The sequence below is a fragment of the Streptomyces zaomyceticus genome, assembly GCF_014656215.1.
GTDB classification, from domain to species: Bacteria; Actinomycetota; Actinomycetes; order Streptomycetales; family Streptomycetaceae; genus Streptomyces; species Streptomyces zaomyceticus.
Map to the genome: position 1 here is coordinate 91,319 of NZ_BNBZ01000005.1, position 16,603 is coordinate 107,921.

Sequence of the window (16,603 nt, forward strand, 5' to 3'; positions counted from 1 at the left end):
ATGCAGCCACTGCCGAACATGGACTGGATGCTCAAGGAGCTCGTGGGCGGCGTCCCGTACGTGCGACACGTGGTCGTTCTGTCGTCCGACGGCCTGTGCATCGGACAGGCGAACACGGAGCCCGACACCGCGGACGCGATCGCCGCTGCCTGCTCCGGCATCCAGAGCCTGGCCAGGGCCATCGCGCAGCGGTTCCCGCAGGGGGACGGCTCGACACGGATGGTCGGGATCGAGGCCGACGGCGGCTACTTCTCGTTGATGGCGGCCGGCCCCGGTGCCTATCTCGCGGTGCTCGCCGACGACCAGGTGGACGCCGGACTGCTCGGCGACCGCATGCGGACCCTGGTGGTCCGGATCGGTCAGCACATGACCAGCCCGCCCCGTGATGACGTCGGGCAGGCGATGTGACATCGGAGAACCAGGACCCCTGGAGTGAAGGCACCCCCGTTCCGCTCTATGTCATCACCGGTGGCCCCGATTCCTCGGCCAAGGCCTTCAACCTTGTCACGCTCATCGCGACGAGGTCCGAGCCCGAGCCCGCGATGCAGCCCGAGCAGGCGGCCATCCTCTCCATGTGCACGTACCCGCTGTCGGTGGCCGAGGTATCGGCGTACCTCAGTCTGCCGTTCAGCGTCGTCACCGTGCTCCTGTCCCAACTCGTCGACGACGAGCGGGTCGAGGCCATCGCGCCCGTGCCCGTCGCGGCATTTCCCGAACGCGGCTTATTGGAGGCGGTGATCCATGGACTACGCAAGCTCTGACGCCCTCGATGCCGGCCCGCGCGGCACCGACATGCTGCTGTCGCACGGCGCCAGGGGAGTCAAGGTCGTGATCGTCGGCGGCTTCGGAGTCGGCAAGACGACCATGGTCGGCGCGGTGAGCGAGATCCCGCCCCTGACCACCGAGGAGACCATGACCCAGGCCGGGGTCGGGATCGACCACAACCCCGGTGCCGAGGGCAAGAACACCACGACCGTGGCGATGGACTTCGGACGGATCAGCGTCAACCAGGAGCTGATCCTCTACCTGTTCGGGACGCCGGGCCAGGAGCGCTTCTGGTTCCTGTGGAACGGCATCTTCGAAGGCGCGCTCGGTGCCGTCGTCCTCGTCGACACCCGCAGGATCGAAGTCTGTTTCGAGGTCATCACCCGTCTCGAAGACCGCCGCGTCCCCTTCGTCGTGGCCGTCAACGCCTTTCCGGAGGCCCCGCAGCACCCCCTGTCAGAACTGCGCAGTGCTCTGGCCCTCAGTGAATCCGTGCCCATCATCACCTGTGACGCACGTGACCGGGCGTCCTGCCGTGACGCCCTGCTGTCGCTGATGGTCTACCTGTGCACCCTCGCCGCCGCCCAGGAGACCGCATGACCGTTCCACCCGCTGAACACGCCACCACGCACTCCGGGACGACCCCGCCCCCGGGCTGCCCGGCCCACATCGGCACGGGACCCGGCGGGGCGACCCGGCTCTACGGCCCCGCCGCCGAGACGGACCCCATGGGCCTGTACGAGGAGCTGCGCGCCGCCCACGGACCGGTGGCGCCCGTTCTCCTCGACGGCGACGTACGCGCCTGGCTCGTCCTGGGCTACCTCGAGAACCGGGACGTGGCGAGCCGTCCGACCCAGTTCTCCCGCGACCCCCGCGTCTGGCACGGCTGGCGCAGCGGGGAGATCGACCCCGCCACCTCGCCGCTCGTGCCGATGATCGGCTGGCGTCCCGACTGCGTGTGCGCGGACGGCGAGGAGCACCAGCGTCTGCGCGGAGCCGTCACCGCAGGCCTCAGCCAGTTCGACCACCGCGGAATCCGCCGCCACATCACCCGCTTCGCCCACGAGCTGGTCGACACGTTCTGCGAGAGCGGCGAGGCGGAGCTGGTGGGCCAGTTCACCGAGCACCTGCCCATGCTCACGCTCACCCATCTGCTGGGCATGCCGGACGAGTCCGGCCCCAAGCTCGTGCACGCCGCCCGTGACCTCTTCAAGGCCACCGAGACGTCGCTCGCGAGCAACGCCTACGTGCTGGAATGCCTCGAGCAGCTCGTCGTCGACAAGCGGGCCCGGCCGGGGCAGGACATCGCGTCCGCGCTGATGGCCCATCCGGCCGACCTCACCGACGAAGAGGTGAAGCACCACCTGCGCCTCATCCTGCTCGCCGGCTACGAGACGACCGCCAACCTGATGGCCAACGTCCTGCGCATGGTGGTCACCGACCCCCGGTTCCGCGGGTCCCTCGCAGGCGGGCAGATGACGCTGCCCGAGGCCGTGGAGCAGGTCCTCTGGGACGAGCCGCCCCTGATGGTGTGCCCGGGCCGCTGGGCCAACGACGACACCACCCTCGGCGGACAGCGGATCAGGGCGGGGGACATGCTCCTCCTCGGCCTGGCCGCCGGAAACGTGGACCAGGCGATCCGCCCGGACCCCTCGACCCCCGTGCACCACAACCGCGCGCACCTGTCGTTCAGCGCCGGGACCCACGAATGCCCCGGGCAGGACATCGGCCGCATCATCGCCGACACCGGCATCGACATCCTGCTCACCCGGCTTCCCGACATCGCCCTGGCGATCCCGGAGGAGAGTCTCGACTGGCGCTCCTCCACCTGGGCCCGGCATCTGACGGCCCTGCCCGTGAGCTTCGCCTCCCGCTCACCGCAGGCCCAGGACGTCCCGGCCCCGCTGCCGGCCCCGCCCGCCCCGAGCGGTGGGCTGCCGGCGACGACGGCGGTGCCGCGGCCGGGGAACGCCCCCGAGCCGGAACGTGGGTCCGCACCCCGTGCCTCGTGGTGGACGCGGGTCAGCCGCCTCCTGCGGAGGCGGTAGGCCTGCGGGGCAGGGCGTCGGCGCCGAGCGCCACGGCCGAGGGGGGTGCCGACGACGGTCTGTCGGCACCCCCCTCGCTGCCTGGTCGCTGCCGTTGCTCCGGGACCGAGGCGTCCACGGCGACGTAGCGGGGTGCTCCGGTGTACCAGGCGTGGAGGCCGGAGAGGAATCCGCAGGCTCCCCGGAGCCAGCGCTCCAGTTCCGCTCGCTCCTCGTGGTCGAGACCGGAGCGTCGTACCAGCTGGGGGAGTTCGCTCTGCCTGAGGTGCTCGAAGTCCCGCAGTCGGGTGTTCACCAGGTTCAGGGCGGCCGGTACGGCGTCCTGGAGGGGGATGCCCAGGGACGTGCCGAGGACCACGACCAGGTTGTTGACGTCGTGTTCCTCGTGGACCTCCCGCTCGTATGAGGCGATGTCGTTGGCCAGCCCCATGAAGTCCATGAAGGCGTCGAGGAGGGCGCGGACGGTCCGGCTGTGCCGGATCTTCTCGGGTATTCGCGCGCCGGTGGCCAACTCGACGGAGTACGGGGCGGTATGGGCCGCGAAGCTCTCCCGCCGGAACGGGGCGTAGTCGATCAGATGGGGGATGCGGCCGCCGAGGCTGTTGGCCAGTTCCTCGACTCCGGCGTCCACGTACCGTGCCAGCGCACGGTTGAACTCGTGTCGCCAGTGGGCCAGTCGTGGCGGGAAGAGGTACTGCTGGAGGTCGGCGATTCCCCGCTCGACGGCGTTCACCGGCTCCGGCGGACGGGCGCCCGGCTCGGGCCGCAGGAAGGCGTGCAGCCGGGCCGTGAACGCCAGCGCGGCGGGGAGGTCGCCGGTCTGCTTGAACGCCGAGGCGAAGTAGTCGTCCCAGGCCAGCGCCCAGATGTTGAAACGGTGATTGAGTCGCAGATCGTCCAGGGAGGCGTCCGGCAGCGCCCAGGCGGTCAGCTGGTCCACGGTCATGGCGTGGAACTGCGACCGGGTCCATATCGGGCGGGGGGCCGACGGACCTTCGTCACCGTCCAGCATGCCCATCTCGCGCGCCCAGGTCTCGCTCTCCTCGCGCAGGATCGGCAGATGCGGATTCACCCGAGGCGGATGGGGCATCCACAGCTGTGGCAGTTCGACGGCACGCACGGTCATGGGGACCAACCTCCTTCTCTCTTCGTCCGGTTGAGGAACTCGGTGGGCGGTCCGCTCCCGCACGCGGTGACAGTCGCCACTCCCATGAGGCCGGGCACGATGCCCGTCCTGCGACCCTCCAAACCTGCCCGGGTTGGACGATTGGCAACCCCTCAATCGTTCCTGATCAGCCATCAGATCCGCTTCATGCGGAAGGGATTGATCCCAGTGGGGTGGATTCGGTAAGTCCGCCCCATCCATCGGCCCCACACCGACCGGACCCGCGGGCCGTGCCGCTGACGGTCGCGCTCAGGTGAGGTCGATATGGACGTTGGTCGACTTCACCCGGGCGGTGACGGTGACCCCCACGCCGAGCCCCAGTTCTTCCACGGCCTCCCGCGTCACGAGCGACACGAGACGGTGCGGTCCCGCCTGGACCTCCACCTGCGCCGCCACGTCGTCGACCCGTACCGCCGTCACGATCCCCACGAACGAGTTGCGGACCGAGGTCGGCACGTCGTCCTCCGGCACCGCGTGCAGACCGGCTCCCCGCTCCCGGGCGAAGTGCGCGAGTCCGGCCCCGTCGATCGCCCGGTTCCCCGAGCCGTCCCGGTCCATGCGCAGCCGACCACCGTCCGCCCACCGGCGAACGGTCTCCGAACTCACTCCGAGCAGCCGCGCGGCCTGCCCAATGCTGTACGACGGCACATCCGCACTCTAGGCCAGTGGCGGGCACCCATGACGAAGGGCCCCGGGGAACCGTCGGCGGCGGCCCGGACCGGCCGGGCCGGATCGGGCCGCGCCGCGCTTCGTAACTCCTTCGAGAGACGGTCTTCGGGAGACGGTCTTCGAGAGAGGGGGCTCGCGTGTCGAGCGGGTCGATCAGGCGCCGTTCGACCCGGTCGGCTTCACGGACCGCATCGCCTCCTGGGCCCGCTGCGCCATGTCCTCCTCCGACACGTCCTCGATGTGCGAGGCGACGCTCCAGCGGTGCCCGAAGGGGTCCTCGAACTGACCCGTGCGGTCGCCGTAGAACTCGTCCTTGACCGGTGACAGTTCCTTGGCGCCCTGGGCGAGGGCCTCGGCGAAGACCGCGTCCACGTCTGCCACGTACACATGCAGGGTGAGTGGTGTCCCGCCGATCGACCTGGGGGAGCGGAAGCCCAGCTCCGGGAACTCGTCCGCGAGCATGATGATCGAGTTCCCGAGCGCCAGCTCGGCGTGGCCGATCCCGCCACCGGGGGCCGGCATCCGCATGCGCTCCTCCGCGCCGAGCACGCCCACATAGAAATCGATCGCGGCGGCGGCCCCGTCGACACAGAGGTACGGCGTCACGCGCGGATACCCCTCCGGGATGGGCTGTACGGTCATGCTCTTCCGCCTTCCGGACCCGGACGGTCGCCGTCGACCGCCGTCTGCGCCCACTGATATCCCGGCCCCCGTGCCACGCACCGCAGCCGCGCGGCCGTCGGCCGGGGGATGCCCCGAAGGGCGGCAGCCCGCTGTCGTACGGCATCGAGCCGCCGTCCGGTGGTGGCGACCGGCGCCGCCCGCGCCGCTCGGCGGCGGGACGTCACCGGAAGGACGATCCGGCGGGTCGCCGGAACCCGATCAGGGGCGCGCGCCGCCGTAGAGCGCGAGGTCACGGCGGCGGGAGACATGGCCGCGCCAGCCGGCGAGCAGCACCAGCACGGTCCAGACGGCGAGACCGCCGATCAGCTGGCCCCGCCGGCCCGCCGCGTCGACCTGGTCGGCCCGCTCCATCGGCACCTTGCCGCGGCCGTCGCGGACGACGTCGAGACGCGCACCGACCCGCGGCGCACCGCTGCCCCGGTACACCAGCCTCTCCTCCAGCTCCCGGCCGTCGGAGCCGCGCAGGGTCAGCTCGTGGTTCTTGCCGCCGGTGGCGGCGGCACTGTCCGCGACCACGACGACACGGTCACGGACCCCGTACCGCTCCAGGGCCAGTTCCGGCGCGTACTGGACCGCGCCGACCAGGACGAACAGGGCCGGTACGGCGGCGAGCAGCACCAGCCAGACGCCCCGGTGCAGGGCGTGCAGCAGTATCCCGAAGAGCACGCACAGCAGCACTCCGACGGAGATGGCGACCCATTCCGCACTCGGGAGGAGAAAGGAGACGCCGCACACGACGGCCGCCGCCGCCCAGACGTACAGCACCAGGGCGGCCGTGCGGTACACCGCCGTGAGCGGTCGGGCGGACCGGCGCGCCGAGGCGGGTGGATGGACGGTGTCAGATGCCGTCGTGGTACCGCGTATGCCCTCTGACATGCACTTTCTCCAGATTTCGACCGCCCCTCGCGGGTGCCGCCGTGAGCGACGGTGCACGATAGCCCACCGCACGGGTGGGCCGGGGGCGTCGATGCCGACGGCCGCGCCGGGGCTTGGCCGCGCGGCCGCGGGGAGGCCGACGTATCGTCCGAATATGCGTGACGTGTGCCGCCGCCGAGCTCGATCCGGGCCGCCGGGCCCCGGCACGGGGGCCTGCGCGCCGCACCACGCCGGGCGCCGGGCCCCGTGCCGCCGACGGCCCGTCGCCCCGTGCCCCGACATGTCCGGCGTCCCCGCGGTCGCGGAAGGCCGGTGAGTTCCGTGGGCGGGCCGGAGACCGAGGACGTCTTCGCCGACGGCCGGATGGCCGCCGTCCTGACCGGCCTCATGCGCGACACCGGGGCCTCGGCGGGCCTCGTCTATCTGCTCGTCCCGGGCGACCGGATGCTGCGCCTGGTGCTCCTCTCGGGCGTGCCGCGGGAGGTCGCCGCTCCGTGGGTCCGGATTCCGGTCGACGCCCCGATCCCGGTGGCCGACGCGATCCGGGAGCGGACGTACGTATGGCTGGGCGGCCGGCAGGAGATCGCCCACCGCTACCCGAAGATCGGGATGGTGCTGCCGTACGACTTCCTGCTGGCGGCCGCCCCCATCGCCGACTCCGCGATCGTCTGGGGTGGCGTCGTCCTCCTCTGGCCGGTCTCGCACCCACCGCAGCTCGACGCGCGCGAGCGCGAGTCCCTCGACGCCCACTGCCGGCTGTCGGCACGCCTGCTGCGACGGGCCGCCGACCAGGATCCGCCGCCGCCCCACCCCACCGCGCCGCTCGTCGTGCACCCGGTACGCCCCTCCGAGGCCGATCCGGCCCTGGCAGCAGCCGCTCTCGACCTCACCGAGCGGCTGCCCGTGGGGTGCTGCGCCCTGGACCTCGACGGACGCATCACCTTCATCAACACGGCCGCCGCCGAGCTGGTGAACGCCGGCGCCGCCGACCTGCTCGGCAGTCGGCCGTGGGAAGCGCTGCTCTGGCTGAACGACCCCGCCTTCGAGGACCGCTACCGCGCCGCGATCGTCACCCGCCGGCCGACCTCGTTCACCGTCGTGCGCGGGCAGGCTGCCTCGCTGCACTTCGAGCTCTACCCGGACGCCACCGGCATCAGTGTCCTCATCAGCCCGCGGGAGGAGCCCCCGGGCGAGGAGACCACCCGGGGCGAGGAGGGCGCCGCGTCCGGCGAGGCTCCCGCGCCCGCCGTCCACGCCCCGCCCCCGCCCCCCGCCGAGCCCGTGGGCACGGCCGCGGTCTACCAGCTCATGCATCTGGCGGCGTCCTTGTCGGAGGCCGCGGGGGTGCACGACGTCGTCGAACTCGTCGCCGACCAGATCGTCCCCGCCTTCGGGCCCGACGGACTCGTCCTCATGAACGTCGACGAGGGCCGGCTGCGCATCATCGGGCACCGCGGCTACAGCGAGGAGTTCGTCGAGCGGTACGACGGCAAGCCGGTCACGGCGCCGGTCACCGACGCGCAGGTGCTCGCCACCGGCGTCCCCGTCTTCTTCCCCACGTACGAGGACCTCGTCGACGCCCACCCCCACGCGCCGCGCTACGAGGGACGCAACGCCTGGGCGTTCCTGCCCCTGATCGCCTCCGGCCGCCCCGTGGGCTCGCTCATCCTCTCGTACGAACGACCGCGTCCCTTCCCGTCGGCCGAACGGGCGCTGCTCACCTCCCTGGCCGGACTGATCGCCCAGGCCCTGGCCAGGGCCCGGCTCTACGACTCCGAGCACTCCCTCGCGCGCAGTCTCCAGACCGCCCTGCTGCCGCACGGCCTGGCGCCCATGCCCGGGATCGACGTCGCCGCCCGCTATCTGCCCGCCGGTCACGGCATGGACATCGGCGGGGACTTCTACGACCTGATCCGGGCGACCCCCACCACCGTGGTGGCCGTCATCGGCGACGTCCAGGGCCACAACACGACCGCCGCCGCGCTCATGGGCCAGGTGCGGACCGCCGTCCACGCCCACGCGACGGCGGGCACCTCGCCCGGGGACATCCTGGCGCGCACCAACCGGCTGCTCGACGACCTCGACGCGGACCGCTTCACCAGCTGTCTGATCGCCGAGTTCGACCTCGCCCACGACCGTCTCCGGCTGGCCACCGCGGGCCATCCCCCGCCCCTCCTGCGCCGTGCCGACGGCAGCGCCGAGGTGCTGGAGGTCCCTCCGGGGCTCCTCCTGGGGATCGCCCCGGACGTCGCGTACGACACCGTGGAGCTGCCCTGGGAGCCCGGTTCGGTCCTCGCGCTCTACACCGACGGCCTCGTCGAGGCCCCGGGACTCGACATCGGTACGTCCATGGCGGACCTGGCGGAGCGGCTCTCGGTGTCCCGGGCCCGGGATCTGGACCGGGTCGCGGACGAGCTGACCCTGCACGTCAAGCACGGCGCCCACCGCACCGACGACGTCGCCCTCCTCCTGGTGCGCCGCCGGTCGCCGGAGTCCTGAGACCTACCTCGACACCGGGCGGGTCCCTCGGACGACGGCCGACCTATGCTCTGTCGCGTGGCGAACCCAACCGATCTCCAGGACTCCCCGGCCGGTCCCGTCGTCTCGGACCCCGAGCTCCTCGCTCTGCACGCGGTACGGCTCAAGGGCATGGTCGACGACGAAACGGCAGCGGCGCACTACGGACTCGACCCCGAGGTCGTCGGGGAAGCGCTGCTCGACCACGAGGCGAGAGGCTGGGTGACCCGGCGCGCCTTCGCGGGGACGCGGGGGTGGGCCCTCACCGATTCCGGCCGCGCCGAAGGGGAGCGACGGCTCGCCGGTGAACTGGCCGCCGCGGGGCTCGGCCCCTTCGTACGGGAGTGGTACGAGTCCTTCCTCGCCGACAACGCCCGTTGCCTCCGCGCCTGCACCGACTGGCAGCTGAGGCCGGACGGTTCGGGGCGGCTCGCCGTCAACGACCACGGGGACGCGGAGTGGGACGGGCGGGTGCTCGGCGAACTCACCGCGCTGGAGGGGGCCATCGAGTCCCTGTCGGACGGGCTGGGTGCCCGGCTCCTCCGCTTCGACCGCTACGGCACCCGCTTCGCCGGCGCGCTCGCGCGGGTCCGGCGCGGCGAACTGTCGTGGGTCGACCGGGTCAGGGAGGACTCCTGCCACACGGTCTGGATGGAACTCCACGAGGACCTGCTCGCCACATTGGGCATCGCCCGGGGAGAAGAACCCGAGCCGCGGGGCGAGTGAATCCGGGGCGCCCCGCGAGCGGCGGGAGTGCCCGCGGGGACCGACGGCCGTACGGTCGAAGCCGATACCGAGGAGGGCTTCTGATGCGCAGCGTGACGTATTCGATGGGCGTCTCACTTGACGGCTACATCGTCGGGCCGGACGGCGGCTTCGACTGGACGGCGCCCGAGGACGACGTCTTCCGCTTCTGGATCGAGGAGATCCGGGGCGTCGGCGTCCATCTGCTGGGGCGACGGCTGTACGAGACGATGCTGTACTGGGAGACCGCCGACCAGGACCCCTCGATCGACGAGGACACGCGCGAGTGGATCGCGCTCTGGAATCCGCTTCCCAAGGTGGTGTTCTCCACCACGCTGACGTCGGTACAGGGCAACGCCCGCCTGGCCTCCGGCAGTGTGGCGGAGGAGATCGAGCGGCTGCGGTCCGAGCCGGGCGAGGGCGACATCGCGATCGGCGGCGCGACGCTCGCCGCGGAGGTGGCCGAGGCGGGGCTGATCGACGAGTACCAGATCATGGTCTATCCGGTACTGGTCGGCGGTGGCATCCCGTTCTTCGCCCGCCTGGAGCGCCAGGTGGACCTCGAACTCGTCGAGACCCGCACCTTCAACTCACGGGTCGTCCACCTCCGCTACCGCGTGGTGCGTTAGGCCGCGCGGGCGCGGGTCCGGTCGACGTATTGCCCGCGTCGACCGCGGCCCGAGCCGACCCCCGCCCGCGTCGGTCTCTGCCCGGGGCCGGCCCCGGCCGGCCGGGAGACGGACGGCCGGGGCCGGTGCGGTCAGGAGAGGTCGAACCGGTCCAGGTTCATGACCTTGTTCCACGCCGCCACGAAGTCACGCGCGAACTTCCCGCCGGCGTCCCGGGACCCGTACACCTCCGAGAGGGCCCGGAGCTGGGAGTGCGAGCCGAAGACGAGGTCGGCCGCGGTGGCGGTCCACCTGACCTCGCCGGTGGCGCGGTCGCGGCCCTCGTAGACGTTCTCGGTCGCGGTCGACGGCTTCCACTCCGTGCCCATGTCGAGCAGGTTCACGAAGAAGTCGTTCGTCAGGGTCTCGGGACGGTCGGTGAACACCCCGTGCCGGGATCCCCTGAAGCCGGCGTTCAGCGCCCGCATGCCGCCGACCAGCACCGTCATCTCGGGAGCCGTCAGCGTCAGCATGCAGGCACGGTCGAGCAGCAGGGTCTCGGGGGAGAGCTTCTCGCCCGCCCGGAGGTAGTTGCGGAACCCGTCCGCCCGGGGTTCGAGCACGGCGAACGACTCCACGTCGGTCTGCTCCTGCGAGGCGTCCGTGCGCCCCGGCGAGAACGGGACCGTGATGTCGTGTCCGGCGCTCCTGGCCGCCTGCTCGACGGCCGCGCAGCCGCCCAGGACGATCAGGTCCGCGAGCGAGATCCGCACCCCGCCGGCCTGGGAGGCGTTGAACTCCTGCCGGATCCGGTCGAGGCCGTCCACCGTTCCCGCCACCTCGGGCAGGTCGTTGACCTCCCAGTCCCGCTGCGGCGCGAGCCGGATCCGTGCCCCGTTGGCCCCGCCGCGCTTGTCGGTGCCCCGGAAGCTCGCGGCCGACGCCCAGGCGGTGGTGACCAGGTGGGGGACGGAGAGGCCCGAGGCGAGGATCCTGCCCTTGAGGTCGGCGATGTCCGCGTCCGAGACGAGCTCGTGATCGACCGGGGGGACGGGGTCCTGCCACAGCTGCGGTGCCGGGATCCACGGGCCGAGATAGCGCGAGACGGGTCCCATGTCGCGGTGCAGCAGCTTGTACCAGGCCTTGGCGAAGGCGTCGGCGAGCTTGTCCGGGTTCTCGTGGAAGTGCTTCGCGATCGGCGCGTAGACGGGGTCCAGCTTCAGCGAGAGGTCCGTCGTCAGCATCATCGGGGCGTGCCGCTTCGACGGATCGTGGGCGTCGGGCACCGTGCCCTGGGCCGAGGGGTCCGTGGGGGTCCACTGCTGGGCGCCGGCGGGGCTCGTCGTGAGCTCCCAGTCGTACCGGAACAGGTTGTCGAGGTAGCCGTTGTCCCACGTGGTCGGCGCGGAGGTCCACGCCCCCTCCAGGCCGCTGGTGAGCGCGTCGGCGCCCTTGCCGCTGCCGCAGGTGTTCCGCCAGCCGATGGCCTGCTGCTCGATGGGGGCGGCCTCGGGCTCGGGGCCGATACAGCCGGGGTCGACCGCGCCGTGGCACTTGCCGAAGGTGTGGCCGCCGATGATGAGCGCGGCCGTCTCCTCGTCGTTCATGGCCATACGGGCGAAGGTCTCACGAATGTCCCGGGCGGCGGCGATCGGATCCGGATTTCCGTTCGGGCCTTCCGGATTGACGTAGATCAGGCCCATCTGCACGGCGCCGAAAGGACCGGTGAGTTCCCGGTCGCCGCTGTAGCGCTCGTCTCCGAGCCAGGTGTCCTCGGGCCCCCAGAAGACCTCCTCGGGCTCCCAGATGTCCTGCCGCCCGAATCCGAAGCCGAACGTCTTGAATCCCATGGATTCCATGGCGCAGTCACCGGCGAATACCAGAAGATCGGCCCAGGAGATCTTCCGTCCGTACTTCTGCTTGACCGGCCAGAGCAGGCGGCGCGCCTTGTCGAGGCTCGCGTTGTCCGGCCAGCTGTTGAGCGGCGCGAAACGCTGGGCGCCGGAGCCGCCACCGCCCCGGCCGTCCTCGATGCGGTAGGTTCCCGCCGCGTGCCAGCTCATCCGGATGAAGAGCGGTCCGTAGTGGCCGTAGTCGGCGGGCCACCAGTCCTGCGACGTCGTCATCACCTCGAAGACGTCCCGCTTCAGCGCCTCGACGTCCAGGGTCGCGAACTCGGCCGCGTAGTCGAAGTCCTCGTCCATCGGACTGGCCTGGGGCGAGTTCTGGTGGAGGACCTGGAGGTCCAGTTGATTCGGCCACCAGTCCAGATTCGTCCTGGGGCGGTTGTCCTCGGGGGTCGGGGAGGGGATTGCCGGGTTCTCGCTGTCGCTGCCGGACACGTCCGTCCTTCTTCCTGTCGCGATGTTTCCGTCTGCCGGCCGCTTGCTGATGACGTCCCGCCGGTGAAGTCGGGCGCTTTTCCGGTGTCGAGCACGGCGACTCGGCGTCCGTATGGTCGCGCACCGCGCACCGCGCGGCTAAGAGAACACGCAGAGGGTCACCGCGCAACAAGCGGTGGGAATGCGAAAGTCGCCGGAGAGGCGGCGAAAAGGACGGGGAATTTCCTTGCCCCGGAATACGTGCGAGAAGAGTTAAATGCGATGAGCGGCCCGCGCGGGCGGCTGTGTCCGCCATCGCGAGCCCGCCCGGCCCGCGTCCCCGGGACGAGCGGTGCCCGATCGGGGACGGAGGGACGGCGGATTCAGAGCCCGGCGACCTTCGAGCTCGCCGACAGCTCGTACACCAGCGTGACCGAGCGACGCCCGCCCGGCGGGAGAGTGACGTCCCAGCGGACGATGCCCTCGGCGTCGACCTCGTCCGGAGCCGGGGAGCAGGCCTCCTTGCGCAGGCGCACCTCCACCGCCGACACCTCCGAGACCGGGATCCGCTCCCGGACCACGACCACCCGGTCGCCGAGCTCCCCGGGGGCGGAGAACCGGGACAGATGCAGCCGGACCGTGCGGGTGACCACGGTGCGCTGGGTGATCCCGACGGAGTCGCGCGACTCCTCGGTCTCCCGCACCACCCGGTGGTCGTCGCGGCTGCCGAACGCCAGCTCCACCGAGGCACCCGGGGTGGTGAAGTCGAGCGTCCCGCGGCCGCTGAAGCCACTGCCGCGGACCAGGTCCACGGGCCCGGCGAGCAGCACGTGCCCGGACCGGTTGTCGAACCGCACCACCTGGGTGACCAGCGCGGACACCTCCGGCGAGCAGGCGTACTCACTGCTCGCGGCCGTACGGAAGACGGAGAGCGGCACCCGGTGGGCCCGGCCGTCCGAGGGCACCGAGACCGGCACGGGAGCGTGCAGCACGCGCGTCTCACCGCCGTCGTCCACCCCCGGCAGCCCGAGCACCGCGGCCGGGCCGAGGTCCCCGATCTCCTCCTCGCGCAGCTCGACGTCGACCGTGCGACGCTCCGCCGCCGTGCGCTCCTTGAGGACCAGCCGGTCCTCGCCCAGCGAGGGCGGATCGGTGGCCAGCGCCGACCGGGCCGTCGACAGCGTCAGCCGTACGCCGGACCAGTCCTCGCCCGTGCGCTGCCAGACCATCGCCTCGGTCTCCAGGGTCAGCGACTCCCCGTCGAGCGCGGCCCGGTACGCGGGCCTCCACAGCGCACAGGGCGTGAGGTGGCTCAGCCGCAGTCCGACCCGACCGGCCTCCGCGGCCTCCACCGTCAGCTCGATATGGCCGACCAGCTCCGCGGGCTCCTCCTCGGAGACGTCCATGGCCCGCTGCACGGCCCCGAGTTCGGCGGCCAGAGCGGTCAACCGGGCGTCCACGGTGCGGAGCCGCTCGCCGTGGGTGTCCCGCTCGGCGTCCACCCGGTCCAGCTCGCGGGCCCAGCGCGCCCCTTCGGCCTCCCCGGAACCGGCACCCTCGCCGATGTCCCGCAGCAGGTCGACGGCGAGCCCGCCGAGCAGGTCGAGACGGGTCCGCAGCCGCTCGCGCCGCTGTTCCAGGACGGACCGCTCCTCCTCGAGGGCGTGGACGCGGTGGCGCAGGGCCGAGTCGTCGGCGGCCGGCGGCCGGGGCCCGCGCGGCTCCCAGCTCCGGACGAGACGGGCGTCGAGCACGGTGGCCGGACGGTCCGAGGTCAGTTCGGCATGGAGGGTACGGTCGACGGCCAGCGCGCCGACCGGCCCGAGCCGGAGCCGCTGGACCCCGGCCTCCAGGTCGAGCACGAGGGACCGCTCGACGTGGGCGCGGTCCTCCAGACAGGTGACGGCGGTGACCGGGGCGGCGATCACCGGCACCGCGCCGCCGGGGGCGTCCGGGCCGGGGACGGAGCTCGTCTTCGAGGCGGTGGACATGAGGTGTCTCAGCTCCTGCGGTTGCCGCCGACCAGGGCTTTGCCGGCCGGGATGCGGATCTCGTAGCCGCCGTCGAGGGCGGTGGTGCCACCTGCGGGCAGGTCCACCCGCCAGACGCGGGTGCCCGGGGCGTGCCGCTCGGACCCCGAGCCCTCCTCGGGCGCCGTCCAGTCGGCCCGTTCCTCGATGCGGATGTCGGGCTCGGAGGCGACCGGCACCCGCTCGCGGACCTCGACCACGGCGGGCCTCGCGAGCCCGTTGGCCAGCTCCACATGAACACGGTGGTCGAGCACGGTGATGTTGTTGCGCAGTCCGGCGGTCGACTCGTTCAGATGCGTACGACGGGTGACCCGGACGCCCTCGGCCGGCCCGAGGCCCACCCTGCGGACCCCGCCCGGAGCAAGCGTGGGCAGCGCGGCGGTCAGCAGGAAGTCGTCGTCGACGGTGACCTCCACCGGGCCCGCGAGCAAGGCCTGGTCGGTGGCGTTGGAGAGCACCAGCGTCGCGTAGACGGTCTGCTCCACGGAGGGCACACAGAGGTACTCGGTGCGCAGACCGACCGGGATCTCGCCGACGGTGACGGTGTGCCAGCTGCCGTCCGAAGGAACGTCGGCACGGGCGGCGGCGTCGAAGCGGTGGTCGAACGAACCCGCGGACTCGCGGGGACGCACGGCATACCCGGGCAGCGGCAGCGCGGACACCGACTCGGCGTGACGGCGGTACTCGGCCGCCACCGGGTCGGACGGAGACCCGGGGAACAGCCGGCCCCTGCGGGCGCCCGGCTCGTCCGGCCCGGACAGGACCAGGGCGGCGTAGTCGAGCTCGGCGCCGCTCGGCTGCGGCGGACCGGGCGGGGGAGGCGGCGGAGGGGTCGGCGCGGCCGCGCCGGGAGGCGCGGGGGCCGGAGCCTTGGCGGCGGGGGCGGGCGCGCCCGCGAAGGACGCGCCGCCCCGGGGCATACCGCCCGGCTGGACGGGCCCCCGGCGCGCGAAGGCGGGCGCCTCCTGCCGGAAGGCCTCCGGGGCCGAGCCGTACGCGCCGCCCGGCTCGGGGGGCGCCGCGCCGTAGCCCTGTGGGGCCTGCGCGAGCGGCGGGAGCGGCGGACCGGCGAAGGAGGGTGACGGTGGCAGTGGCGCGACGGGAGCGGGCGGGGGTACGAAGCCTCCCCCTGGGGCCACGGGCCGCGAGCCGCCGGCGGACGCCGGTGCGCCGGTCGCGGCGGGACGGGGGCCGGCTCCTTCGTAACCCGAGAACAGGTCGGCGAGTCCCGCCGGGGGTTCGCGCCAGCCGGACGGCGCGGGGGCGGCCTGGCGGCGGCCGATCCGCATCGAGCGGAGCTTCGGCAGGTCGGTGCGGCGACGGAGGTCGGCGGTGGCGAGGGCGATGCGTACCCCGGCCCAGTCCTCACCGGTGCGCTGGGCGACCGAGGCGCGCAGCACCAGTCGGCCGGTGCCGTCGCCCTGACGGTGGGTGAGCCGGTACGCCGGTACCCAGACCGCGCCGGGGACCCCGTATTCCAGCTCCAGCTCCAGCTCGGGCGCTGCCCCGGTCTCGTCCCGCGCCGGACCTTCCGCCCCGGCCTCACCGGTACCGACGAGGGTCAGGAGGGCGGAGACCGTGGTCTCCACGTGCGCCGACGGCGCGTCGGTCGAGGCACGGGCGAGACGGTCCGCGGCGACGGAGAGCTCGTGATCGGCGCGCAGCAGCGCCTCCTCCAGCTCGACGAGACGGGCGTGCAGCCCGGACAGCCGTTCCTCGACGAAATCGGCGAGCTCCAGCCATGCGTCGACGGGGGTCCTGCGGTACTGCGGGTCGTCACGACTGCTCGGCGGCGGCACCGGGCGCAGGCCTCCGACCTCGGCGATCAGGGCCAGCTGCCGGTCCCGGCGCCCCTGCGCCGCCGCATGCGTGTCGCGCAGCCGCTCGACCTCGTCGCGCAGGCCCTCGGGTGCGCCGGTGACGGTGCCGAGCGGCTCCGCCTCGATCTCCACCCGGGCCTCGGTGACCCGGACACCGGACGAGCCGAGGACCCGGGCCCGCAGGGAGCCGGGGTCCAGCGACCGGGGGAGCCCGGTCACCCGGACCGTGCCCTCCGACGGCAGAACGCCCCGGGCCAGCCGGCGGCAGAGCGCCCCCTGCGCGTACACCACGACCGAATCGAGGGTCGATCCCCACCTCGGTGCCGTTCCAGCCGTCACGTGCCCCCGCCCCCGTC

The 16,603-nt window shown here is 72.7% G+C and carries 14 protein-coding genes; 7 read left to right on the plus strand and 7 right to left on the minus strand.

Going from position 1 to position 16,603, the window contains the following annotated elements:
• From IE311_RS09290 to IE311_RS09305, 4 genes are read left to right on the plus strand one after another with little or no spacing between them, the layout of a single operon-like run.
• Positions 1 to 408 carry a roadblock/LC7 domain-containing protein gene (locus tag IE311_RS09290; RefSeq protein ID WP_229901808.1) on the plus strand — a complete coding sequence of 136 codons (408 nt, stop codon included), beginning with the start codon at positions 1 to 3 and terminating at the stop codon, positions 406 to 408.
• The gene (locus tag IE311_RS09295; RefSeq protein ID WP_189831111.1) at positions 405 to 761 is read left to right on the plus strand and encodes a DUF742 domain-containing protein; all 357 of its coding nucleotides are present in this window, start codon (positions 405 to 407) and stop codon (positions 759 to 761) included. The genes IE311_RS09290 and IE311_RS09295 overlap by 4 nt, the downstream gene beginning before the upstream one ends.
• Positions 742 to 1,365 (plus strand): GTP-binding protein, encoded by a 624-nt coding sequence (locus IE311_RS09300; protein WP_189831112.1) that lies wholly within the window; start codon positions 742 to 744, stop codon positions 1,363 to 1,365. The genes IE311_RS09295 and IE311_RS09300 overlap by 20 nt, the downstream gene beginning before the upstream one ends.
• Entirely contained in the window at positions 1,362 to 2,813 is a 1,452-nt protein-coding gene (locus tag IE311_RS09305) for a cytochrome P450 (protein ID WP_189831113.1), read from the plus strand. Before IE311_RS09300 ends, IE311_RS09305 begins: the two co-directional genes overlap by 4 nt.
• Here IE311_RS09305 and IE311_RS09310 read toward each other — a convergent pair.
• The 4 genes from IE311_RS09310 to IE311_RS09325 all read right to left on the minus strand — a co-directional run bounded on the left by IE311_RS09310 (position 2,788) and on the right by IE311_RS09325 (position 6,117).
• Entirely contained in the window at positions 2,788 to 3,939 is a 1,152-nt protein-coding gene (locus IE311_RS09310; protein WP_189831114.1) for a terpene synthase family protein, read from the minus strand. The genes IE311_RS09305 and IE311_RS09310 overlap by 26 nt on opposite strands.
• A 288-nt stretch (positions 3,940 to 4,227) precedes the next feature.
• Positions 4,228 to 4,626, minus strand: a complete 399-nt coding sequence (locus tag IE311_RS09315) for a TOBE domain-containing protein (protein ID WP_189831115.1) — start codon at positions 4,624 to 4,626, stop codon at positions 4,228 to 4,230.
• A 174-nt stretch (positions 4,627 to 4,800) separates the two neighbouring features.
• Complete coding sequence (locus IE311_RS09320) at positions 4,801 to 5,289, minus strand: VOC family protein (RefSeq protein WP_189831116.1); 489 nt, start codon at positions 5,287 to 5,289, stop codon at positions 4,801 to 4,803.
• 240 nt (positions 5,290 to 5,529) lie between these two features.
• Positions 5,530 to 6,117 (minus strand): hypothetical protein, encoded by a 588-nt coding sequence (locus IE311_RS09325; protein WP_229901809.1) that lies wholly within the window; start codon positions 6,115 to 6,117, stop codon positions 5,530 to 5,532.
• A gap of 453 nt (positions 6,118 to 6,570) precedes the next feature.
• Here IE311_RS09325 and IE311_RS09330 point away from each other — a divergent pair, with 453 nt between their 5' ends.
• The 3 genes from IE311_RS09330 (at position 6,571) to IE311_RS09340 (ending at position 10,097) form a co-directional block, all read left to right on the plus strand.
• Positions 6,571 to 8,706 (plus strand): SpoIIE family protein phosphatase, encoded by a 2,136-nt coding sequence (locus tag IE311_RS09330; protein WP_189831281.1) that lies wholly within the window; start codon positions 6,571 to 6,573, stop codon positions 8,704 to 8,706.
• Between the two features lie 57 nt (positions 8,707 to 8,763).
• Positions 8,764 to 9,450 carry a transcriptional regulator gene (locus IE311_RS09335; RefSeq protein ID WP_229901811.1) on the plus strand — a complete coding sequence of 229 codons (687 nt, stop codon included), beginning with the start codon at positions 8,764 to 8,766 and terminating at the stop codon, positions 9,448 to 9,450.
• Positions 9,451 to 9,533: 83 nt separating this feature from the next.
• On the plus strand, positions 9,534 to 10,097 hold the full coding sequence (locus IE311_RS09340) for a dihydrofolate reductase family protein (RefSeq protein WP_189831119.1): 564 nt from the start codon (positions 9,534 to 9,536) through the stop codon (positions 10,095 to 10,097).
• A gap of 131 nt (positions 10,098 to 10,228) precedes the next feature.
• Here IE311_RS09340 and katG read toward each other — a convergent pair whose 3' ends face one another.
• From katG to IE311_RS09355, 3 genes are all read right to left on the minus strand, one after another.
• On the minus strand, positions 10,229 to 12,418 hold the full coding sequence (gene katG / locus IE311_RS09345; protein ID WP_189831120.1) for a catalase/peroxidase HPI: 2,190 nt from the start codon (positions 12,416 to 12,418) through the stop codon (positions 10,229 to 10,231).
• Positions 12,419 to 12,780: 362 nt separating this feature from the next.
• Positions 12,781 to 14,388, minus strand: a complete 1,608-nt coding sequence (locus IE311_RS09350; protein ID WP_189831121.1) for a mucoidy inhibitor MuiA family protein — start codon at positions 14,386 to 14,388, stop codon at positions 12,781 to 12,783.
• A gap of 8 nt (positions 14,389 to 14,396) precedes the next feature.
• Positions 14,397 to 16,538, minus strand: a complete 2,142-nt coding sequence (locus tag IE311_RS09355; RefSeq protein WP_189831122.1) for a DUF4139 domain-containing protein — start codon at positions 16,536 to 16,538, stop codon at positions 14,397 to 14,399.
• Positions 16,539 to 16,603 lie beyond the last annotated feature (65 nt).